General features: G+C 65.5%; 19 protein-coding genes. 13 read left to right on the top strand and 6 right to left on the bottom strand.

Annotation, left to right across the window (positions count from 1 at the left end; genetic code table 11):
• Window positions 1-30 precede the first annotated feature (30 nt).
• Genes AC6H0W_RS05335 through AC6H0W_RS05305 form a run of 7 tightly spaced genes read left to right on the top strand, consistent with a single transcriptional unit; the run spans window position 31 to window position 8,332 of the window.
• Window positions 31-1,680 (top strand): methyl-accepting chemotaxis protein, encoded by a 1,650-nt coding sequence (locus AC6H0W_RS05335; protein ID WP_497576096.1) that lies wholly within the window; start codon window positions 31-33, stop codon window positions 1,678-1,680.
• Complete coding sequence (locus tag AC6H0W_RS05330; protein WP_497576095.1) at window positions 1,667-2,158, top strand: chemotaxis protein CheW; 492 nt, start codon at window positions 1,667-1,669, stop codon at window positions 2,156-2,158. The genes AC6H0W_RS05335 and AC6H0W_RS05330 overlap by 14 nt, the downstream gene beginning before the upstream one ends.
• Window positions 2,155-3,390: a CheR family methyltransferase gene (locus tag AC6H0W_RS05325; protein ID WP_497576094.1), complete on the top strand. Its 1,236-nt coding sequence runs from the start codon at window positions 2,155-2,157 to the stop codon at window positions 3,388-3,390. The genes AC6H0W_RS05330 and AC6H0W_RS05325 overlap by 4 nt, the downstream gene beginning before the upstream one ends.
• Window positions 3,380-4,054, top strand: coding sequence for a chemotaxis protein CheW (locus AC6H0W_RS05320; RefSeq protein ID WP_497576093.1), 675 nt, complete (start codon window positions 3,380-3,382; stop codon window positions 4,052-4,054). Before AC6H0W_RS05325 ends, AC6H0W_RS05320 begins: the two co-directional genes overlap by 11 nt.
• A 13-nt stretch (window positions 4,055-4,067) precedes the next feature.
• Window positions 4,068-6,293, top strand: a complete 2,226-nt coding sequence (locus AC6H0W_RS05315; RefSeq protein WP_497576092.1) for a hybrid sensor histidine kinase/response regulator — start codon at window positions 4,068-4,070, stop codon at window positions 6,291-6,293.
• The gene (locus AC6H0W_RS05310; RefSeq protein WP_497576091.1) at window positions 6,290-7,294 is read left to right on the top strand and encodes a chemotaxis protein CheB; all 1,005 of its coding nucleotides are present in this window, start codon (window positions 6,290-6,292) and stop codon (window positions 7,292-7,294) included. Before AC6H0W_RS05315 ends, AC6H0W_RS05310 begins: the two co-directional genes overlap by 4 nt.
• Before the next feature lie 30 nt (window positions 7,295-7,324).
• Entirely contained in the window at window positions 7,325-8,332 is a 1,008-nt protein-coding gene (locus AC6H0W_RS05305; RefSeq protein WP_497576090.1) for a diguanylate cyclase, read from the top strand.
• 23 nt (window positions 8,333-8,355) lie between these two features.
• On the opposite strand, the gene AC6H0W_RS05300 is transcribed toward AC6H0W_RS05305, so the two are convergent.
• Genes AC6H0W_RS05300 through AC6H0W_RS05275 form a run of 6 tightly spaced genes read right to left on the bottom strand, consistent with a single transcriptional unit; the run spans window position 8,356 to window position 11,522 of the window.
• Window positions 8,356-8,748, bottom strand: a complete 393-nt coding sequence (locus AC6H0W_RS05300) for a NusG domain II-containing protein (RefSeq protein WP_497576089.1) — start codon at window positions 8,746-8,748, stop codon at window positions 8,356-8,358.
• Complete coding sequence (rapZ, locus tag AC6H0W_RS05295; protein ID WP_497576088.1) at window positions 8,745-9,605, bottom strand: RNase adapter RapZ; 861 nt, start codon at window positions 9,603-9,605, stop codon at window positions 8,745-8,747. The genes AC6H0W_RS05300 and rapZ overlap by 4 nt, the downstream gene beginning before the upstream one ends.
• 13 nt (window positions 9,606-9,618) lie before the next feature.
• Window positions 9,619-9,768, bottom strand: coding sequence for a DUF1289 domain-containing protein (locus AC6H0W_RS05290; RefSeq protein ID WP_497576087.1), 150 nt, complete (start codon window positions 9,766-9,768; stop codon window positions 9,619-9,621).
• Window positions 9,755-9,964 carry a DUF1289 domain-containing protein gene (locus AC6H0W_RS05285; protein ID WP_497576190.1) on the bottom strand — a complete coding sequence of 70 codons (210 nt, stop codon included), beginning with the start codon at window positions 9,962-9,964 and terminating at the stop codon, window positions 9,755-9,757. The genes AC6H0W_RS05290 and AC6H0W_RS05285 overlap by 14 nt, the downstream gene beginning before the upstream one ends.
• A gap of 26 nt (window positions 9,965-9,990) precedes the next feature.
• Entirely contained in the window at window positions 9,991-10,914 is a 924-nt protein-coding gene (locus AC6H0W_RS05280; protein WP_497576086.1) for a hydroxymethylglutaryl-CoA lyase, read from the bottom strand.
• Between the two features lie 5 nt (window positions 10,915-10,919).
• Entirely contained in the window at window positions 10,920-11,522 is a 603-nt protein-coding gene (locus AC6H0W_RS05275) for a 2-hydroxychromene-2-carboxylate isomerase (RefSeq protein WP_497576085.1), read from the bottom strand.
• Window positions 11,523-11,667: 145 nt separating this feature from the next.
• Between AC6H0W_RS05275 and AC6H0W_RS05270 the strand changes: the two genes are divergently transcribed.
• The 6 genes from AC6H0W_RS05270 to AC6H0W_RS05245 all read left to right on the top strand — a co-directional run bounded on the left by AC6H0W_RS05270 (window position 11,668) and on the right by AC6H0W_RS05245 (window position 20,998).
• Window positions 11,668-12,696, top strand: coding sequence for an MBL fold metallo-hydrolase (locus tag AC6H0W_RS05270; RefSeq protein ID WP_497576084.1), 1,029 nt, complete (start codon window positions 11,668-11,670; stop codon window positions 12,694-12,696).
• 18 nt (window positions 12,697-12,714) lie between these two features.
• Window positions 12,715-14,541, top strand: coding sequence for a PHA/PHB synthase family protein (locus tag AC6H0W_RS05265; RefSeq protein WP_497576083.1), 1,827 nt, complete (start codon window positions 12,715-12,717; stop codon window positions 14,539-14,541).
• Window positions 14,538-15,023, top strand: a complete 486-nt coding sequence (locus AC6H0W_RS05260) for a PIN domain-containing protein (RefSeq protein WP_497576082.1) — start codon at window positions 14,538-14,540, stop codon at window positions 15,021-15,023. Before AC6H0W_RS05265 ends, AC6H0W_RS05260 begins: the two co-directional genes overlap by 4 nt.
• Before the next feature lie 1,034 nt (window positions 15,024-16,057).
• A complete protein-coding gene (ald, locus tag AC6H0W_RS05255; protein WP_497576081.1) occupies window positions 16,058-17,161 on the top strand; it encodes an alanine dehydrogenase in 1,104 nt (367 codons plus the stop codon).
• Between the two features lie 113 nt (window positions 17,162-17,274).
• Entirely contained in the window at window positions 17,275-18,243 is a 969-nt protein-coding gene (locus AC6H0W_RS05250; RefSeq protein WP_497576080.1) for a TAXI family TRAP transporter solute-binding subunit, read from the top strand.
• A gap of 142 nt (window positions 18,244-18,385) precedes the next feature.
• Window positions 18,386-20,998: a TRAP transporter permease gene (locus AC6H0W_RS05245; RefSeq protein ID WP_497576079.1), complete on the top strand. Its 2,613-nt coding sequence runs from the start codon at window positions 18,386-18,388 to the stop codon at window positions 20,996-20,998.
• Window position 20,999 lies beyond the last annotated feature (1 nt).

Raw genomic sequence — 20,999 nt, 5'->3', positions numbered from 1 at the left:
ATCGCGCGGCATACCCATCGGGAGAATGGCATGAAACACTGGACCGTCAGAAAGCGCCTTCTGGCGAGCTTTGCAGCAATCATCGCGATCCTCCTGATCCTCGCCACATCCGTATTCGCGATGATGTTCACCATCGATCGCCAGGTCACCGAAGTGCGCGAATCGGCCACGCCGGGCATGCTCAGCGCCGCCCGCATGCGCGTGCTTTGGGCCGACCACCTGCTCGAGACCCAGCGCCTCTTCCTGCTCCGCGACGAAGCCGCCATCCCCGCGCAGGAGCTTGAAGAGCGTACCTTGCGTCTGCGCTCCATCACCCGCCAGATGGATGACACCTGGCGTGACTATCTGGCCGCCAACGCAACCACTGTCAAGCTCGACGCCAACGCCTTCGAGGTGGCCTACGAATCGTATTTCGTGGTGTTCGACCGCGTACTCGACCTGACCAGTCGCGGTCAGCTTGCCGAAGCGCTGACGCTCGGGCGGCGCGACCTGTTGCCCGCCTGGCAGGCCGGGCGTGAAATTCTCGGCCGTCTGGTGGCGGACAACAATGCCGCCGTGGATGTCGCCATTCTCGACATCGACAACGAAGTCATCTGGGTCGAAGTGATGCTGGTCGTCACCGTCGTGCTGGTAGTGCTCATTGCGCTGCTGAGCGGCCGCTCGTTGCTGCACAGCATGACCGCCCCCATCGAACAGATCGTCGGCAAGCTGCGCGTGCTCGCCACCGGCGACCTGTCCGCCCGCATCGACCTCGGCCGCAACGACGAATTCGCCTCCATCGAACAAGGCTTCAACTCGACGGTAGCGGATCTGAAGCGGCTGGTGGCGCAGTCGCAACGCTCGGCCGTGCGCATGACCTCGTCGGTGGCGCAGATGGCCGCCGCCTCCACCGAACAGCAGGCCACCGCCACCGAAACCGCCTCCACCGCGCAGACCATCGGCGAGACCTCGCGCGACATCTCCAACACCGCCCAGGCACTGGCGCACACGCTGGACGAGGTTTCCAAGGTCGTCGACGACACGGCCTCGCTCGCCGAGACCGGCCAGGCCGGGCTCGAGCGCATGAACGACGTGATGCGCCGCGTCACCGACGCCGCCGAGGTGGTCAACGCCAAACTCGCCTTGCTCAACGAGAAAGCCATCAACATCAACCAGGTGGTCACCACCATCGTGAAGGTGGCTGACCAGACCAACCTGCTGTCGCTCAACGCCGCCATCGAAGCCGAGAAGGCCGGCGAGCACGGGCGCGGCTTTGCCGTGGTGGCGGCCGAAGTACGCCGTCTGGCCGATCAGACCGCCGTAGCCACCTACGACATCGAACAGATGATCCGCGAGGTGCAGTCCGCCATTTCCGCCGGCGTCATGGGCATGGAGAAATTCTCCGACGACGTCGGGCGCGGCAACCGCGAGATGACGCAACTCGGCGATCAGCTCGCCCGCATCCTGCATGACGTGCAGGATCTGGCTCCGCAGATGGAATCGGTGCGTGGCGGCATGCACACCCAGGCGGCCGGTGCCGGCCAGATCAATCTGGCACTCGAACAGCTTGGCGAGGCCACCGAGCAGACCGTCGAATCGCTGCGCCAGAGCGGCCTGGCCATCGATGATCTGAGCGAAGTCGCCGGCAGCCTGCGCGCGGGCGTCGGGCGTTTCAAGATCAACACCGATGAGCAAGCCTGAACCGGGCACCGCGTCTGCCCGACGCGGCCTGCTCCACCTCGTATTCAAGCTCGGCGATGACCGCTATGCGATTCGCGCTGCCCAGGTACGCGAGGTGCTTGCGCTGCGCAAGATCAAGGCCTTGCCCGAAGAGCCCGCATGGCTGGCCGGTCTGATCGAACAGCGCGGAGAGGTGCTTCCGGTGGTCGATCTGGTGCAGCGCACCACCGGCCAGCCGGCGGCCAATCGCATGGCCACGCGCATCGTGCTGGTCGACAGCGAAGGCGGGCCGCTCGGGCTGTTGCTCGAGCGCGTCAGCGGCACGATGGTGCTCGACGACGAAGCCTTCCGCGAGCCGCCCATCCCTCCACGCCCGGGCGAGTATCTGGGTGCAGTCGCGCGTCAGGGCGAGGCCCTCATCCAGCGCATCGAAGTGGACGCGCTGCTGCCGCCGGACGTGCGGGCGCGCCTGTTCGATCGTCACGAGACCACCCGATGATCGAACACATCGAGGCCTTCCTGACCGAGCGCATCGGCCTGCATGTACCCTCGATCGGCCGCTCGGCGGTCACTCGCGCGGTGCGTATGCGCATGCGCGACACGCGCCTGACGGACGAGCAGGCGTACTGGCGGCGCCTCAACGCCGAGCCCGAGGAGCAGCAATCACTGATCGACGCCGTGGTGGTGCCGGAGACCAGTTTCTTCCGTTACCCCGACTCGTTCACGGCGCTGGCCGAGCATGCAAGCAGCCGCCGGGACTCCGCGCCGCTGCGCATCCTGAGCCTGCCGTGCGCCACCGGCGAAGAACCCTACTCGATCGCCATGACCTTGCTCGATGCCGGCCTGCCGGCCACACGCATCCGCATCGACGCGCTCGACATCAGCCCGCGCGTACTGCGCATCGCCGAGGCCGCGCGTTATCCGGCACGCGCGTTTCGCGGCAACGACGCACGCTGCGCTCACCACTTCTCGGTCAGTGCGGGCGAATACGAACTCAACCCCCAGGCACGCGACTGTGTCAGCTTCCACCTGGGCAACGTGCTGGACCCTGCGCTGCCCGCGGCACTGGGTGCGACCTTCGACATCGTCTTCTGCCGCAACCTGCTGATCTATTTCGACGCGCCCACGCGCAGCGCGGCCATCGACGCCCTCAAGCGCATGCTGCGCCCGGACGGCATCCTGTTTGCAGCACCCGCAGAGGCTGGCTTGCTGACCGAGGCCGGCCTGCACAGCATCGGCCCGCGCCAGGCCGTGACCTTCACCCACGCGCGCCCGCAGCCGGCCCCCATCGCCGCGGCCATCCGCAAGCCCGCCACGGCACCGGCCGCGCCCAAGCGTGAAGTGCGGCCGCTTGCCGCGCGCGCGCGCCCGCCCGCAGCACCGACGATGCCGCAGGCAGCGCCCAACGACGAGGAGCGGCTGGCCGCAGCCATCGCACTGGCCGAATCCGGCGATGCGCGCGGCGCGCGCGAAGCCTTCGAAACCTTGCTGGTGCTCGGCCCGTCCGCCACCGTGTATTTCTGGCTCGGGTTGCTGCACGACCAGAACGGCAGCGCCACGCTGGCCCTGGACTATTACCGCAAGGCGCTCTACCTCGACCCGAGCCATGTCGAGGCCATGGGCCATCTGGCGCTGTTGCTGGCCGCACGCGGCGACCACGCCGGTGCCCGCGCCCTGCGCCTGAGAGCCAACGACGCTTCCAACAGCGGAGGCCCTGCACATGAGGCATGACGGCATGCGCAACGCCGCAGCGGACGCCCCGATCGACGATTGCTGGAATCGCATCGGCGTACGGGGTGATCGCAGTTGCGAACGCCTGACGGAATACGTGCACTGCCGCAACTGTCCGGTGTTCGAGGTCGCGGCGGCAGCCCAGCGTGACCGCCTGAGCGTGGAAATCGAAGCGGAAGTCAGCGACCTCTCCACTCCAGCACTTGCAACGGGCCGCAGCTACACTATCTTCCGCCTGGCCGACGCATGGCTGGCACTGCCCACGCGCGCGCTCGACGCCATCATCGAGCCCTCACCAGTGCACGCATTGCCGCACGCACGCGCCAATGCCTTGCTGGGTGTCACCAACGTGAATGGCACATTGGCACCGTGTTTCGACCTCAAGCGGCTGTTCGAGATCGCCCTCGCCGTGCAAGACGACACGCGCGGGCGAACCGTGGCGCAGGTGTTGATTCTCGGCGGAGAGCACGGCCGGGTGGCCGCACCGGTCGATGAAGTGGCCGAAATCACGCGCATCGCGGACGACGACATCCAGGCGCCGGGCAAAGACACCGCCGAGCCCCTGCAAGCCGTGGCCCTGGGGGTCGCCCGCTGCGGCCCGCGCAGCGTGACGCTGATCGACCCCGAGCAACTCGCAGCGCGTATCAACGCCTGTTTCGGATGACGGAGCCGCAGCCATGAACACCACGCTGCTCGAACTGTTCCGCCAGGAATCGGAGACCCAGACCACCGCGCTGGACGACGGCTTGCTGGTGCTCGAGCGTGAGCCGCAACACGCCACCCAGCTCGAGGCGTGCATGCGCGCAGCACACTCGCTCAAGGGCGCAGCGCGCGTGGTTGGCGTAGAGTCCGGCGTGCTCATCGCGCATGCCATGGAAGACGTGTTCGTGGCCGCCCAGAACGGCGAACTGACGCTCGACCGACGCTGCATCGACACGCTGTTCGAGGCTACGGACCAGATGCGCCGTCTCGGCGCACAGCCTACGAGTTTCAGCGGCGAAGACATCAGCCCCCTGATCGGCCGGCTCGAAACCCTGCTGCCCTACACCCAGCCCGCGCATACCGCTGAGCACTCAAGCGCCGCAGCGCAGACCGACCTCCACGTGCCGCCCTCTGCACCGCCCGCGCTGCCCGAATCCGACGGCACGGGGAGCGGCAGCGACTGGATCCGCATTTCCGCCGGGCGCATCACCGAGTTGCTCGACGCCTCCGGCAAGGCAGTGATCGGAGCGCACCGCCTGCGCAATCTAGGGAGCGACCTGCAACGCCTCAAACGCCAGAAGATGCGCACGCGACGGGCGCTCGACGTGCTGCAGGAGCAATTGCTGACGCTGGCGCTCGACCTGCGCTCGCGTGCGCTGCTCACCGACCTGCGCGAGCAGGTGGCCGAGAGCCAACGCCAGATCGATGCCCACCTGCACACCTTCGAGGCCGCATCCTGGAGCAACACGCAACGCGCCCAGGCGGTGCTCGCAGCCGCCCAGAAGTCGCGCATGCGTCCGTTCTCCGATCTGCTCGGCGGGCGCGAACGCATGGCGCGCGACCTGGCCCGCACACTGGGCAAGAAGGTGCGTCTTGTGATCGAAGGCAGCAACACACCGGTGGACCGCGAGGTGCTGGACAAGCTCGATGCGCCGCTCACCCACCTGCTGCGCAACGCCGTCGACCACGGCATCGAAACACCCGCAGCCCGCAGCGCCGCCGGCAAACCGGAGGAAGGCGTGATCACGCTGAGCGCCCGCCAGCGTGCCGGCATGCTGCTGCTCGACCTGTCCGACGACGGCGCCGGCATCGATCTCGAGGCGCTGCGCCACGAGGTGGTGCAGCGCCGCTTCGCCAGCGCCGCCACGGCCGCGCACCTGAGCGAAGCCGAGCTGCTGACGTTCCTGTTCCTGCCCGGCTTCAGCATGCGCACGACCGTCACCGAGGTCTCGGGGCGCGGCGTGGGGCTGGATGCAGTGCAGCACGATCTGCGTCAGGTGCGCGGCAACGTGCGCCTTGAGTCGCGCCCCGGCGCAGGCTGCACCTTCCGCCTTGAAGTGCCGCTGACGCTTTCGATGGTGCGCAGTCTGGTGACCACTATCGGCGGTGAGCCTTACGCCTTCCCTCTGGCACAGATCGAACACATGCTGCGCCTCGATCCCTCGCGCATCGTCGAGCTCGAGGGGCGCCAGCACTTCTGGCACGACGACCAACATGTGGGCCTGATATCGGCCGCCCAACTGCTGCAACGCCCGCCCGGCACACCGGCCACCGACAGCATTCCGGTCGTGGTGCTGCGCGATGCCGACGGCCTTCACGGCATCGTCGTCGAAGCGTTCGCCGGCGAGCACATGCTGGCTGTGGTGCCGCTCGACGCCCGGCTGGGCAAGATCCAGGACGTGGCCGCAGGCGCTCTGCTCGACGATGGCTCACCGGTGCTGATCCTCGACATCGAAGACATCAACGCCTCCATCGGAAAACTGCTCAGCGAGGGCCATGTGGAATCGCTCGGCCGGGCTGTGGCCGCAGGCAGCGGGCAACGCGCCCAACGCGTGCTGGTGGTGGAGGATTCACTCACCGTGCGCGAACTGCAGCGCAAGCTGCTGGCCAGCCATGGCTATGATGTGGAAGTGGCGGTGGATGGCATGGACGGCTGGAACACACTGCGGGCGGGGGAGTTCGATCTGCTCATCACCGACATCGACATGCCGCGCATGGACGGTATCGAGTTCGTGCGCCTGCTGCGCCGCGAAGCGCGCTTTGCCAGCCTGCCGGTGATGATTCTTTCGTACAAGGACCGTGAAGAGGACCGCCTGCGCGGCCTCGAAGCCGGTGCCGATTACTATCTCGCCAAGTCCAGCTTCCAGGACGACGGCTTGTTGCAGGCAGTGCGCATGCTGCTGGGCAAGGAGGATGCATGAGGGTCGGAATAGCCTTGTCCGATCCGACGTTCGAGTCGGTTCTGCGGCGTGCGGTGCGCACCGCGGGTCACGAAGTGATCTGGTGCGAGTCGGATGCCGGCTTTGCCCTGAGGCGCACGCGCGATGACACCCCGGACGTGGTGTTGGTCGACCTGGTGGTCACACGCCGCTGGGGCAGCATGATGGAGTTCGTGCGCAGCATCGTGCACGAGATGGCCTGCCCCGTGCTGGCGCTGATGCCCATGACCGAGACCGAGTCGGACATTGCGCGGGTCTTCGAAGCCACCGGTGCCGGTGCACGCGACGTGGTGCCGGCGAACATCGAGGGCGAGACCCTGCGCATCGATGCGTCGGTGCTCGCTGCGCGCCTGCGCAACGTGCGCAGCAGCGCAGCGCGGCGCCAGGACGCTACACGCAACGAGAAAGGCGTACGGGACGATGGCCCACCGCTGGTGGTAATCGGCGCCTCCGCGGGCGGGCCGCAGGCGCTGGGCAATCTGCTGGGGCAGTTCCGCCCCGACTTCCCCGGCTCGATCATTCTGGTTCAACACATTTCCGATGTGTTTTCCGCACGCATGGCCGACTGGCTGGCCTCGGTGTCCAACCTGCCGTTGCGACTGGCCGTCGAAGGCGACCGCCCGCAGCGCGGCGCCGTGCTGATGGCCGCCGGCTCCAGCCACTTGCGGCTCACCCCCGAGTGCAATCTGGAGTATGCCGAGGCGCCCCGCAACATCGTGTATCGCCCGTCAATCGACTTTTTCTTCGACAGCGTGGTGCAGCACTGGCGCGGCAGGGCCATTGGTGTGCTGCTGACAGGCATGGGGCGCGACGGCGCCGTCGGCTTGGCGCGCATGCGCGCACGTGGGTTCATCACCATCGCCCAGGATCAGGCCAGCAGCGCCGTATTCGGCATGCCCAAGGCGGCGGCGGCACTCGACGCCGCGGTCGAAGTACTGCCCCTCGACAGCATCGGGAAACGCATTGTGGAACTCGTCAGCTGAGCGATCAGCCGACACCTTATGGAGAACGACGTGAACGACGAAACCACGCTGACCGAGCACCCTTCGGAGGCCACTCCGGTCATGGTCATGCTCGTCGACGATCAAGCCATCATCGCCGAAGCCATCAGCCAGGCCCTCAAGGATGAAGAAGGCATCGACTTCCACTATTGCGCGGAGGGCCGCGAAGCACTTGCCGCCGCACGACAGCTGCAACCCTCGCTGATCCTGCAGGATCTGGTGATGCCCGGCATCGACGGCATGGACCTGCTAAGCGATTACCGCCGCTGCCCGCAACTGGAGAATGTACCGGTCATCGTGCTGTCGGTGCGCGAGGATTCATCGGTAAAGAGTCAGGCATTCGCTCGCGGCGCCAACGATTACCTCGTCAAACTCCCCGACAGCATCGAGTTGATCGCCCGCATCCGTTATCACACGGCAGCCTACCGCGCGATTTCCGAGCGCGACGAGGCACTGCGCGCGCTGCGCGAGAGCCAGCGACAACTCAGCGAAACCAACTTGATGCTGCAGCAGATGATGCGCACGGACGCGCTCACTGGCGTAGCCAACCGCCGTCACTTCGATGAGAGCCTGCGCGCTGAATGGAGTCGAGCGATCCGCACGCGCGACCAGGTTTCGCTGCTGATGATCGACGTGGATTACTTCAAGGCCTTCAACGACCATTTCGGCCATGTCGCGGGCGACAAGACCTTGCGTGAGATCGCCACCTGCATCGCCGAAGTATGCAACCGCCCGTCGGATCTGCCTGCGCGCTACGGCGGAGAGGAATTCGCGGTGATCCTGCCCAACACCAGCAACGGCGGCGCGCAGTTGATCGCGGAGAAGGTCCGACTGGCCGTCGAGGCCTTGCGACTGCCGCACATCGCACCGGAAGCGTCATCCAGCGTGACGGTCAGCATCGGCGTGGCCACCCTCAAACCGCAGCAAGCTGAATCGCAGTTGATCCTGGTCGAGCAGGCGGACGCCATGCTGTACGAAGCCAAACAGGGCGGACGCAACCGCATTGCCGTGGCGCGCTGAGCGAGCCACGCTGCGGTTGCGCATCAGTAATTGAGGGAATCGAATTCGGACGAACCGCCGGCCAGCGACAGGCTGACCTGATTGGGTGCGCAGATGGCAGTCGCCCCTGAGCGCGTCAGCCAGCCTTGACGCACGCAGTACTGGCGCAGGCCGGGGTCTTCGGCCACGCGGGCGCGCCCCGGCTCGATTTCGATAAGCGTCGTGCCAAGCGGGCCCGGCACTTCGATCACCGAAGCGCGTGCAAGCGAAGCCTCGGCGAACACCTGACCACCGGCGCGCACCACGACCTTGTCCGGCGCGCCGCCGCGCCACAAGGTCAACACCGACACCACGCACACCGCCGCTGCCAGCCCCAGCGTGGCGTAATCGCCGGGGCGCATCAACGCCCGCCATTCGGCGGTGAGCGCGAACTTCATTTGTTGGCCGCCGTGCTCTGCTTGATGGAACGATGGCGCACAAGCACCTGCACCTCGTCCCGGAACTCGCGCGCGAGGCGCTCGGTGAGATACACCGAACGGTGCTGCCCACCCGTGCAGCCGATGGCCACGGTCAGATAACTGCGGTTGTCGCGCACGAAGCTCGGCAGCCAGTCGGCAACGAAGCGCTGGATGTCGTCCGCCATGCGATTGACGTCGGGCACCCGCGACAGATAGTCGATAACCGGCTGGTCACGCCCGGTCAGAGGGCGCAGCAAAGGGTCGTAATGCGGGTTGGGCAGGCTGCGCACGTCGAACACCAGATCGGCGTCGAGCGGAATACCGAACTTGAAACCGAAGGACTGGAACAGCAGCGTCAGCCCTTGCGTGGGCTCGATGCCGACGAAATCGCGGATCCACTCACGCAGCGTATTGGGCAGCAGATCGCTGGTATCGAAGTTGTGCGCCATCTCGGCAATATCGCCCAGCGCCTCGCGCTCGCGCTGGATCGCTTCGGCCAGCGTCACGTCGTCGTTCGCCAGCGGGTGGCGGCGACGCGTTTCCGAAAAGCGCGCAATCAGCGTTTCATCCCGCGCGTTCAGGAACACCAGACGCAGATCGCCCACCAGCTTGCGCGTGGCGCCGATCTGCGCCGGCAGATCAACGAGGTTCCAGCCCGAGCGCACATCCACGGCAACCGCCACATGCTTGTGGCCGGCATCGCGCAAGTGCTCGACCAACTGCGGCAGCAGCATGACCGGCAGGTTGTCGACCGCGAAATAGCCGTAATCCTCCAGCGCTTTGAGCACCACGCTCTTGCCCGACCCGGACAATCCGCTGATCAAAACGACCTGCATGGCTCTCTCCATGTCACTGCGCGGCTTCATCGGCAGGTGGCGCTGCGCTTTCGTCCGCCGAAGTGCCGTAAATTTCATCCGTGCTGCGCCCGCAACCGAGGCACAGCCCCTGATCCCAGTCGATATCGCATAGACCGAGACAGCCCGAGTCAGCGCCGCTCACGACTCGCTCCCCTGCCCGCTTTGCGTTGTTCCACGGCGGCCAGCACGCGCAGCTTTTCCGCATTCTCCAACCGACTCCACGCAGTGATTTCATCCAGAGTGCGCGCGCAGCCTACGCACTGCCCGGTAGTTTCATCGATGCAGCATTGCCTCACGCAGGGCGATTCGATGATTGACTGGTCCAGTAAAGAGTTCATGGAGACTTGGGCAACCGGAGGCTGCTTCAGTTCGCGCATTTCGCGCCCTCACGTGCCTTTAATGCCGGGGCCACGCGCGATGCCGGCGGGCGGCCCAACTGCTGGCTTATCCACGTCGCGGTATCGACTAGGCGAGCCAGATCAACGCCGGTCTCGATGCCGAGCCCCTGCAACAACCACAGCACATCTTCGGTGGCGACGTTACCCGAGGCACCCGGCGCATACGGGCAACCGCCCAACCCGCCGACGGACGCATCGTAGGTAGCGATGCCCGCTTCGAGCGACACCAGGATGTTGGCAATCGCCATACCCCAAGTGTCGTGATAATGGCCGGCCAATTTGTCGGTCTGCACGGCGCGCATTACGGCATCCAGCATGGCGCGCACGCTGGCCGGATTGCCGCTGCCGATGGTGTCGCCCAGCGAAACCTCGTAGCAGCCCATGTCCATCAAGCGCGCAGCAATGTCTGCTACCGCCTGCGGCTCCACGGCCCCCTCGTACGGGCAGCCGACAACACAGGAAATATAGCCGCGCACCGGCATGCCGGCCTCGCGGGCGGCCGCCATCAAGGGCGTGAAGCGCTCCAGCGATTCGGCAATGCTGCAATTGATGTTGCGCTGACTGAAGGCTTCCGAGGCGGCGGCAAACACCGCGACTTCATCCACCCCCGCGGCCAGCGCGGCCTCGAAGCCTTTCAGATTGGGCGTCAGCGCGGCATGGCGAACGCCAGCCCGGCGAGCGGCATTGACACGCCCCATGACCTCGGCCGCGTCGGCCATCTGCGGCACCCACTTGGGCGACACGAAGGCCGTGGTCTCGATGCTGCGCAGCCCGGCATCGGCCAGACGCGCCACCAGCTCCGCCTTGATGGCCGCCGACACCGGCTGCGACTCGTTCTGCAAGCCGTCACGCGGGCCGACCTCGACGATGCGCACGCGCTGCGGGTACATGACGCTCAGAACCCGCCGGTTTCGAGCCAGCGCTCGATCTGCGGCAAACGGTCGACACCCCAGAACGGCTCGCCGTCGATGACCACGTAAGGCGCGCCGAACACGCCGCCGGCAATCGCCGCCTCGCACACTTCGCGCAGGTGGTTTTTCACGGCATCGTCGCCGGTTGCGGCCACCACGGCATCACGCTCGATACCGTGCTTCTCACCGATATCCTGCAGCACATCGACCTGCGAGATGTCGCGGTTTTCGGTGAAGTAGGCGCGGAATACTGCCTGCGCGAAATCATGCGCCAGTTGCGGATTACGCGACTCCAGCCAGTAATAGACGCGGCAGGCCTGGTGCGTCGAAATCGGAAAGGCATCGGGCATGCGGCACGGCAGGCCGAGGAAGCGCGCGCTGCGCAGCAGGTCGTTCTTGCTGTACTCGCCCTTCAGCGGCTGTGACGGCATCGGCACGCTGCCGGTATGTTTGAACACCGCACCGAGCAGGAACGGGCGCCACTTCACCTCACGCCCGTGCTTGGCCGCAAGCGCATCAATGCGCTCGGACATCATGTAGGCATACGGCGAAGAAAAATCGAACCAGAAATCGATCGCAGCGCTCATTGCGCAGGCTCCTTGCGGGGTGATTGGCAGACACGACAGTTTGCCATCTCGGCCCGTGAACAGCCATCGCGTGCGCCTTGGGGAAACACCTTGCCGGGCTTCGCGGCTACCATGCGGACAGTCTGAAACCAGCGGAGCACCGCGCGTGAAGCAGCCCGACACCATCGACTACCCGTTCGACGAACTCCCTGCCCCCGGCGAAGCACTGGAAATCGCCCCTGGCGTGAGCTGGGTGCGCATGCCGCTGCCCTTCGCGCTCGACCACATCAACCTGTGGCTGCTCGAGGACGGCGACGACATCGCCATCGTCGACAGCGGCTTCGGCACGCCGGAGACACAGGCCTTCTGGGAGCAGATATTGCAGGCCGACGGGCGGCGCATCTCGGGCATGGTGGTGACCCACTTTCACCCCGATCACCTCGGCCTGGCGGCCTGGCTGGCCGAGCGCGACGGGGCCCCGGTGTTCATGACCGAGGCGGAATATCTGGCAGCGAAAGTGGTGTGGCATTCAGTACCCGGCCACACCTCGGCCGACATGACCGCCTTCTTCCGCCAGCACGGTCTGGACGAGACCCGGCTGGCCGCGCTGGATGCTCGCGGCAACACCTACAAGCGCGGCGTGATCGCGCTGCCGCAGCAGCACCGACGCATGCTGCACGGTGACCACCTGACGATTGACGGCCGTGCCTGGGAGATCATCGTCGGCCACGGTCATTCGCCCGAACACGCCAGCCTGTACTGCGCCGAGCTGGGCGTGCTGATCTCCGGCGACATGCTGTTGCCCCGCATCTCGACCAATGTCAGCGTGCAGGCGGCCAGCCCGGACGACGACCCGCTGGGTCAGTTCCTGTCTTCGCTGCACCGCATCACGAACTTGCCCGACGACACGCTCGTGCTACCATCACATGGCAAGCCTTTCCGCGGAATTCGCTCACGAATCAATGCACTTGAAGCGCACCACGCGGATCGCTGCAGCGCACTAATCGCTGCTCTCGACCGCCCCATGAGCGCCGCCGAACTGCTGCCTACGCTGTTTCTGCGCGAGCTCGACAACCATCAGGTGATGTTCGCGATGGGTGAAGCAATCGCCCATCTCAACCACCTGCACCACCGGGGCAGCCTCCGCCGCATTCTGGAGGCCGACGGCAGCATCCGATTCGCGCGCACCCGCTGACATACAGGAGCTTCGCCGATGGCCACGACCACCCCGCAGGATCCCGTCACCCAGCCTGACCCGGCTGAAATCGCCGCGAACTACGCCGAAGTCGCCCAGCGCGCCTCGGCGCTCTTGCAGGATTACATGCAGCGCCAGTTGAAGAATGGCGTGCAACCGGCCAGTGACGAGCTGGGCGTGACGCAGGCCTTCTCGGACATGCTCACGCACATGATGGCCAACCCCTACGCCCTCGTTCAGGCGCAGATGAAGCTCGCCAGCGACTACATGGCGCTGTGGCAGAACTCGATGCTGCGCATGATGGGCGCCCCCGCCTCACCCGTGGTCACCCCCGACAAAGGCGACAAGCGCTTCAAGGACGACGAGTGGCAAGACAATTTCCTGTTCGACTTCATCAAGCAGTCCTACCTGATCACCGCCCGCAACATCCACGACACCGTATCCAGCGTCGAGGGGCTCGATGAGCAGACGCAGAAGAAGGTCGAATTCTTCACGCGCCAGTACGTGGACGCATTGAGCCCGTCGAACTTCGCCATGACCAACCCCGAAGTGCTGCGCGAAACCGTTGCCAGCCGCGGTCAGAACCTCGTGCGCGGCCTCAACAACCTGCTCGGCGACATCGAGCGCGGCAACGGCGAACTGCGCATCCGCATGACCGATACCGAGGCCTTCGAGCTCGGCAAGAACGTTGCCACCAGCCCCGGCAAGGTGGTGTTCCAGAACCAGCTGATGCAGCTCATCCAGTACGCGCCGTCCACCTCCAAAGTACTCAAGCGCCCGCTGCTGATCGTGCCGCCGTGGATCAACAAGTTCTACATCCTCGACCTGCGCGAGAAGAATTCCTACATCAAGTGGTGCGTGGATCAGGGCCACACGGTGTTCGTGATCTCGTGGGTGAACCCCGACGCCAAGCTCGCCCAGCTCGGCTTCGACGCCTACCTGAGCGAAGGCGTGCTGGCCGCCATCGACGCCATCGAAGAGCAAACCGGCGAGAAGCAGGTCAACGCCGTCGGTTACTGCCTGGGCGGCACACTGCTCGCCACCGCACTGGCGTGGCTCACCGCCAAGCGCCAGAAACGCATCGCCGCCGCAACCTTCCTGACCACCCTCACCGACTTCGCCGAGCCCGGCGAACTGGGCGTGTTCATCGACGAGCAGCAGGTCTCAAACCTCGAGAAGAAGATGAGCGAGCGCGGCTACCTCGAAGGCTCGGAGATGGCCACCACCTTCAACATGCTGCGCGCCAACGACCTCATCTGGTCGTTCGTGGTGAACAACTACCTGCTCGGCAAAGACCCCTTCCCGTTCGATCTGCTGTACTGGAACTCCGACTCCACCCGCCTGCCGGCCAAGATGCACAGCTTCTACCTGCGCAACATGTACATGAAGAACTGCCTGATCGAGCCCGGCGGCATCGAGATCGACGGCGTCAAGATCGACCTGACCAAGATCAAGACCCCGAGCTACTTCATCTCCACCGTCGAAGACCACATCGCGCCGTGGAAGAGCACCTACACCGGCGCACGCCACTTCGGCGGCCCGGTGCGCTTCGTGCTCGGCGGCTCGGGCCACATCGCCGGCATCGTCAATCCGCCGGTGGCCAACAAATACAGTTATTGGCTCGGCCAGGATGAAACCCTGCCCGAAAGCCCTGACGACTGGCTGAGCGCAGCCGCCGCCCAACCCGGCTCGTGGTGGAATGACTGGCAGGCCTGGATCACCGGCCAGGATAAGGCTCAGGTTGCCGCACGCGACCCCGCCGCGGGGCCGCTCAAGGCGCTGGAAGACGCCCCCGGCAGCTACGTGAAGCAGCGCCTCGACAGCACCGGCAAGGCCGCTGCGTGAGCACTGGCACCACGCTGGTGGTCCTCGACACCAACACGGTGATGGCACTGTGGTGGTGGCAGGATCCGAAACTCGCCCCCCTCGCCCGCGCCCTCGAAGCGGGCGATTTTCGTCCGGTTGCGCGTGCCGATACGCTGGACGAGCTTACCCACGTGCTGGCCTACCGACAGTTCTCCATTCCGCCGGAGCGTCAGGCGGCGTTGCTTGCCGAGTATCGGCAACGCTGCACGGCGGCCCCTGCGTCGGCGGACGAGCCCGCGCCGCTGCCACGTTGCCGTGATGCGGATGATCAGAAGTTTCTGGAGCTTGCGCGCGACGCCGGGGCCACCTTGTTGATCAGCCGTGACAAGGCGCTGCTGCGCACCGACCGGCACAGCCTAGTGCGGCACCTGTTCCGGGTGCGGACGCCGGAGGCCGTCAGTGCGGAGCTGGCGGCAGCGGTGGTGGATGCGGCGGTGCAGACCGCGTGCTCAGCGGGCTGATGGGCTGATTTGCTCCGGCGCTGCTCGAGCGCCACCGCCATTTGGGACAAGCAACGGTGGGGGGTTTTCGTAACCGTTGCGCTGGACCGTCGAGGGGAGAAACAGCTGTCGCATTGCGGCGGCTATTAGACGTTCGCGCATGTGCGGCGCGAGTTCGTTTGATTGACCTTGAACGGCCGGGATTTCGCCCCGGCAGGCGACCTTCTTTCTTGCTGCGCGGCAAGAAAGTAGGCAAAGAAACGCGCCCTCCTCACCGCCCCTTCGGGGTCCCTTCGCTACGAGCACTCCCGGCGGCCGGCCTTGCAAACTCGCGTTCCGCTCAAACAGCAAGGCCGGAAGGCCCCGCCGTGAGCACTCTACGCTCAGCGGCTCAGAAGGGGTTTGGACACACGGCGTGCATTGAGGCCGCGGCTTCTTTAGTTGGCGCTGCGCCTCTACCCGTCATTGCGAGCGCAGCGCGGCAATCTCGCGACTGTGCAATCTGGAAAGGCTGCGAGATTGCCGCGTCGCTTCGCTCCTCGCAATGACGGTAGAACCGGTGTGCCCGCAGCACACCCGGCACTCCAACTCCGAGCACCCGAGCAATCCGAACCAAAAACGGGCAGCACCGCGCGCACCCATCCTCCCCTCAGAAGCGCCGAGCGCAGGGGGATTTCGCCGGGGCAGTCCGGTCCTGCTGTCCGAGCGAAGCGAGTTCAGGACCGGCCGGCGAAATCCCCCGAAGCGAGGGAACCCCGAAGGGCCGCGGATGCGGGGCACGTTTCTTTGCCTTCTTTCTTGTCGTGAAACAAGAAAGAAGGTCGCCCGCCGGGGCGAGTCCCGGCCGGTCAAGGCCAACACAACGAACTCACCCCAAAACAACGAAAAACATCACCCCACCCAGCGCATCCAGAGGCAGCAGCAATCTGCATCCGGGTTGAAGGATTAGAGAGCCACACTCTCACCACCAGAGCACGAAAAGCCCCACCACAGGATTGCCGCCTCCACCCCACTCACCCATACTTGGCTTTACCTCTAGCCTCATGGAGCGCCACATGCGCGTCGGCATCCCCCGCGAAATCAAGAACCACGAATACCGCGTCGGGCTCGCGCCTGCTGGCGTACAGGAACTGGCCGCACGCGGCCACGAAGTGCTCGTCGAACGCGGCGCCGGTGCCGGCATCGGTGCCGAGGACGTCGACTACGAACGAGCCGGCGCGCGCCTCGTCGATTCCGCAGAGGAAGTCTTTCAGCAGGCAGAGCTGATCATCAAGGTTAAAGAGCCCCAGGCGGGCGAGCGCAAATGGCTGCGCCGCGGCCAGGTGCTGTTCACCTACCTGCATCTGGCCCCCGACCCGGAGCAAGCCCACGACCTGCTTGCCAGCGGCGTCACCGCCATCGCCTACGAAACCGTCACCGGGCCGGGCAACAGCCTGCCGCTGCTTGCGCCGATGTCCGAGATTGCCGGGCGCATGAGCATTCAGGCCGGTGCGCACTGCCTGGAAAAGGCCGCCGGCGGGCGCGGTGTGTTGCTTGGCGGCGCGGCGGGGGTGGAGCCCGGGCATGTGGTGGTGCTCGGCGCCGGCATGGTCGGGCTGAATGCCACCGAGGTGGCCCTCGGCATGGGCGCGCGCGTCACCGTGATCGACCGCAGCCTGGATGCCCTACGGCGCGTTGGCGAGCGTTTCGGGCGACGCGCGGCCACGCTGCATTCCAACCAGGATGCGATCACCCGCTCGCTCGAATCAGCCGATCTGGTAATCGGCGGCGTACTGATTCCTGGCGGCTCGGCGCCGAAGCTGGTGACGCGGCCAATGGTTGCCGGCATGGCCGCAGGCAGCGTCATCGTGGATGTCGCCATCGATCAGGGCGGTTGCTGCGAAACCTCGCGCCCCACGACGCACGACGCGCCGACCTACATCGAGGAAGGCGTGGTGCATTACTGCGTGGCCAACATGCCCGGCGCCGTGGCGCGCACAGCCACCCAGGCCCTTAACGCCGCCACCCTGCCCCACATTCTGACGCTGGCCGATCAGGGCTGGCGCGAAGCCTGCGCACGCAACAAGCACCTGGGCGCGGGGCTCAACGTACATGACGGAGCCATCCTGCACGAAGAGGTTGCGCAGGCACTCGGCATGACGGCTCAGCCTCTCCATTGAGGCTTGCATGCGGCCGTACTGGCGGCTCTCGAAAAACGGAGTTATCTTCTGGCATATCGTTTTGCGTTCAACCCGGCGACGATCGCCTTTTATGACCCGACAGGAGAACGAACATGAAGCAATTCACTGCACTGGCCGCTGCACTGGCCGTCGTGGGAAGCCTATCCGCGGCCCCGGCTTCTGCCCAGCAGAACTTCGTCACCATCGGCACCGGCGGTGTCACCGGTGTGTACTACGCGGCCGGCGGTGCCATCTGTCGCTTGATCAACATGGGCCGTCGTGACCACGGCATCCGCTGCTCGGTGGAAAGCACCGGCGGCTCGGTCTACAACCTGAACACCATCCGCGCGGGCGAGCTCGACTTCGGCGTGGCCCAGTCCGACTGGCAGTATCACGCCTACAACGGCAGCAGCAGCTTCAAGGACGCCGGCGCCGACAAGGATCTGCGCGCAGTCTTCTCGCTGCACCCGGAGCCGTTCACCGTGCTGACCCGCAAGGAAGCCAACGTCACCAAGTTCGAAGACCTCAAGGGCAAGCGCTTCAACGTCGGCAACCCGGGCTCGGGCACGCGGGCCTCGCTCGACCAGTACTTGAACGAGCTGGGCTGGAACACCTCGGCCTTCTCGCTGGCCTCCGAGCTGCGCCCGGACGAGCACGGTGCCGCACTGTGCGACAACCGCATCGACGGTTTCTTCTACGCCGTGGGCCACCCGTCTGCCAACATCCAGGATCCGACCACCACCTGCGGCGCCAAGCTGGTTCCGATGACCGGCGCAGCCGTCGACAAGCTGGTGGCCGATCACCCGTACTACGCCAAGGTCGACATTCCGGGCGGGCTGTATGCCAACAACCCGAACCCCACCCCGACCTACGGCGTGCTGGCCACCTTCGTGACTTCCGCCAAGGTTTCGGACGAAGTCGTCTACACCATGGTCAAGGCGGTGTTCGACAACCTCGAAGAGTTCAAGAAGCTGCACCCGGCCTTCGCTCACCTCGAAGCCAAGGACATGGTCAAGAACGGCCTGTCGGCTCCGCTGCACGACGGTGCTGCGCGCTACTTCAAGGAAAAAGGCTTGATGTAATCCCCGCCTGACGCGCCGGCACAGCGGCGCGTCACGTTCTCACAGACGGCGGCGGGGCAACCCCGACCGCCGTTTGTGTTGATGCAACCCGGATGCGAGTCGGCCACCCCGCCAACGCGCCCGCCCACACGGAAACGCAAGCATGGTCGACCAGCACACCGCCGCCACCGAAAAGCCCCTCAACGACGAAGAATTGCGACACCTGGTCGCCGAGGCCGACACCGGGGGCAGGCGCCCCACCGGCATTGCCGCCGGCCTGATCGTTGCGGTGGCGCTGACGTGGTCGCTGTTCCAGCTCTGGGTGGCCTCACCGCTGCCCTTCAGCCTGGGCGTGCTGGTTTTCAACGACACCGAGGTGCGCTCCATCCACCTGGCGCTGGCCACATTCCTGGCCTTCGCCGTGTATCCCGCCTGCAAACGATCCCCACGTGACCGCGTGCCGGTCACGGACTGGCTGCTGGCGCTCGCCGCGGCCTTCTGCGCGGGCTATCTCTTTCTGTTCTACGCCGAACTGTCGCGTCGCCCCGGCCTGCCGACCGACCTGGATCTGTTCGTCGCCGTCGCCGGCCTGATACTGCTGCTGGAGTCGGCCCGCCGCGCGCTCGGCCTGCCGATGGTGATTCTGGCCGTGGTGTTCATGGTCTACATCTTCTTCGGCCCCTACATGCCGGACATGATTGCCCACCGTGGCGCGTCGCTGAACAAGGGCATGACACACCTGTGGCTGGGTACCGAAGGCGTATTCGGCGTGGCCATCGGCGTGTCGGCAAGCTTCATCTTTTTGTTCGTGCTGTTCGGTGCCTTGCTCGAGACCGCCGGTGCCGGCAACTACTTCATCAAATCCGCCATTGCGCTGCTCGGGCAGTTGCGTGGCGGCCCGGCCAAGGCCGCGGTGGTGGCCTCGGCCGCCACCGGCGTGATCTCGGGCTCATCCATCGCCAACGTGGTCACCACCGGCACCTTCACCATTCCGCTGATCAAGAAGGTGGGGTATCGCGCCGACAAGGCCGCAGCCGTAGAGGTGGCATCCTCGGTGAACGGCCAGTTGATGCCCCCCGTGATGGGCGCGGCGGCCTTCCTGATGGTCGAATACGTCGGCATTCCATACACGCAGGTGCTCAAGCACGCCATCGTGCCGGCGCTGATCTCGTACATCGCGTTGTTCTACATCGTGCACCTCGAAGCCATGAAGGCCGATCTCAAGGGGTTACCGCGGCGCGAAGAGCTGCTGCTGAAGAACGTGCTGGTATCCACCACGCTGACGATCTCGGGGCTGATCATCTTCGCGGCCATCGTTTACTGGGGCTTCGGCTGGATTAAAACCGTCGCCGGCGATGCCTCGGCGCTGATCATCGGGGCACTGCTGTTGGCCGGCTATGTGGGCATCGTGCGCTATTCGGCGCGCTTCCCCGAGCTGCAGATGGACGATCCGAAAAAGCCGATCGAGTACCTGCCCGCAATCGGTCCGACGCTGAAATCAGGTCTGCACTTCCTGCTGCCGGTTGCCGCGCTGATCTGGAACCTGATGGTGGAGCAGCTCTCACCTGCGCTGTCCGCGTTCTGGGCCACGCTGTTCCTGATCTTCATCTTGGTCACCCAGCGCCCGCTGTTCGCTCTGTTCCGCCACGGCGGCAACATCGCCGGCACCGTGCAGCAAGGCTTCATCGACCTGTTCAACGGGCTGGTCACCGGGGCCCGCAACATGGTGGCCATCGCCATTGCAACGGCCGCCGCTGGCATCATCGTCGGCACCGTCACGCTCACGGGCATCGGCCTGGTGATGACCGAACTGGTCGAGGTGCTGTCGGGCGGAAACCTGCTGGTGATGCTGGTGCTGGTGGCACTGCTTTGTCTGGTGCTCGGCATGGGCCTGCCGACCACCGCAAACTACATCGTGGTGTCTTCACTGATGGCCCCGGTCATCGTCGCGTTGGGGGCACAGAACGGGCTGCTGGTGCCGCTCATCGCCGTACATCTGTTCGTGTTCTATTTCGGCCTGATGGCGGACGTCACACCCCCTGTCGGTCTGGCATCGTATGCCGCCGCCGGCATCGCCAACAGCGATCCGATCCGTACCGGCGTAACGGCCTTCGGCTACAGCATCCGCACGGCCATCCTGCCGTTCATGTTCATCTTCAACACCGAGTTGCTGCTGATCGGCATCACCAGCATCTGGCACCTCGTGCTGACCATCTCGATGGCCACCATTGCCAGCCTGTGTTTCGCTGCCGGCACCCAGGGCTGGTTCATGACCCGCAACCGCTGGTACGAAGCCGCCCTCTTGGTGCTCATCACGTTCAGTCTGTTCCGCCCCGGCTTCTGGATGGATCAGATTTACCCGCCGTATGACGAATACCCGGCCACAGAGCTGACGCGCATGGTCGAAGAGGCACCGCCCAACGCCAACCTGCGTGTGTGGGTAGAAGGCATCTCGATCGAAGGCAACGACGTGTCGCGTGGCGTCTTGCTGCCGCTGGGCGCCCCTGCAGCCACCGCGCAAGAGCGGCTCGCCGCAGCCGGCGTCAACGTGATGGATTTCGCCGGCAACGTGCAGGTTTCGATGGTGCGCTTCGGCAGCGCGGCCGAGCGACTGGGGCTTGAACAGGGCTTCAACATCACCCACATCGAAGTGCCCGCGGCAGACCGCCCGAGCAAGGACTGGATCTACATTCCTGCGATGCTGCTGCTCGGTCTGGTGGTGTGGATGCAATTGGCCCGCATGCGCCGGGAGCGCACACGGGCCGCAGCGGCCTGAG

The sequence above is a fragment of the Pseudazoarcus sp. NS20 genome (assembly GCF_059703745.1).
This window is presented reverse-complemented; position numbering and strand designations above follow the sequence as displayed.

Excerpts from the sequence above, each read along its gene's own strand:
- AC6H0W_RS05335 (WP_497576096.1), top strand. The coding sequence starts at position 31 with ATGAAACACTGGACCGTCAGAAAGCGCCTTCTGGCGAGCTTTGCAGCA.
- AC6H0W_RS05330 (WP_497576095.1), top strand. The coding sequence starts at position 1,667 with ATGAGCAAGCCTGAACCGGGCACCGCGTCTGCCCGACGCGGCCTGCTC.
- AC6H0W_RS05325 (WP_497576094.1), top strand. The coding sequence starts at position 2,155 with ATGATCGAACACATCGAGGCCTTCCTGACCGAGCGCATCGGCCTGCAT.
- AC6H0W_RS05320 (WP_497576093.1), top strand. The coding sequence starts at position 3,380 with ATGAGGCATGACGGCATGCGCAACGCCGCAGCGGACGCCCCGATCGAC.
- AC6H0W_RS05315 (WP_497576092.1), top strand. The coding sequence starts at position 4,068 with ATGAACACCACGCTGCTCGAACTGTTCCGCCAGGAATCGGAGACCCAG.
- AC6H0W_RS05310 (WP_497576091.1), top strand. The coding sequence starts at position 6,290 with ATGAGGGTCGGAATAGCCTTGTCCGATCCGACGTTCGAGTCGGTTCTG.
- AC6H0W_RS05300 (WP_497576089.1), bottom strand. The coding sequence starts at position 8,748 with ATGAAGTTCGCGCTCACCGCCGAATGGCGGGCGTTGATGCGCCCCGGC.
- rapZ (WP_497576088.1), bottom strand. The coding sequence starts at position 9,605 with ATGCAGGTCGTTTTGATCAGCGGATTGTCCGGGTCGGGCAAGAGCGTG.
- AC6H0W_RS05285 (WP_497576190.1), bottom strand. The coding sequence starts at position 9,964 with ATGAACTCTTTACTGGACCAGTCAATCATCGAATCGCCCTGCGTGAGG.
- AC6H0W_RS05280 (WP_497576086.1), bottom strand. The coding sequence starts at position 10,914 with ATGTACCCGCAGCGCGTGCGCATCGTCGAGGTCGGCCCGCGTGACGGC.
- AC6H0W_RS05275 (WP_497576085.1), bottom strand. The coding sequence starts at position 11,522 with ATGAGCGCTGCGATCGATTTCTGGTTCGATTTTTCTTCGCCGTATGCC.
- AC6H0W_RS05265 (WP_497576083.1), top strand. The coding sequence starts at position 12,715 with ATGGCCACGACCACCCCGCAGGATCCCGTCACCCAGCCTGACCCGGCT.
- ald (WP_497576081.1), top strand. The coding sequence starts at position 16,058 with ATGCGCGTCGGCATCCCCCGCGAAATCAAGAACCACGAATACCGCGTC.
- AC6H0W_RS05250 (WP_497576080.1), top strand. The coding sequence starts at position 17,275 with ATGAAGCAATTCACTGCACTGGCCGCTGCACTGGCCGTCGTGGGAAGC.
- AC6H0W_RS05245 (WP_497576079.1), top strand. The coding sequence starts at position 18,386 with ATGGTCGACCAGCACACCGCCGCCACCGAAAAGCCCCTCAACGACGAA.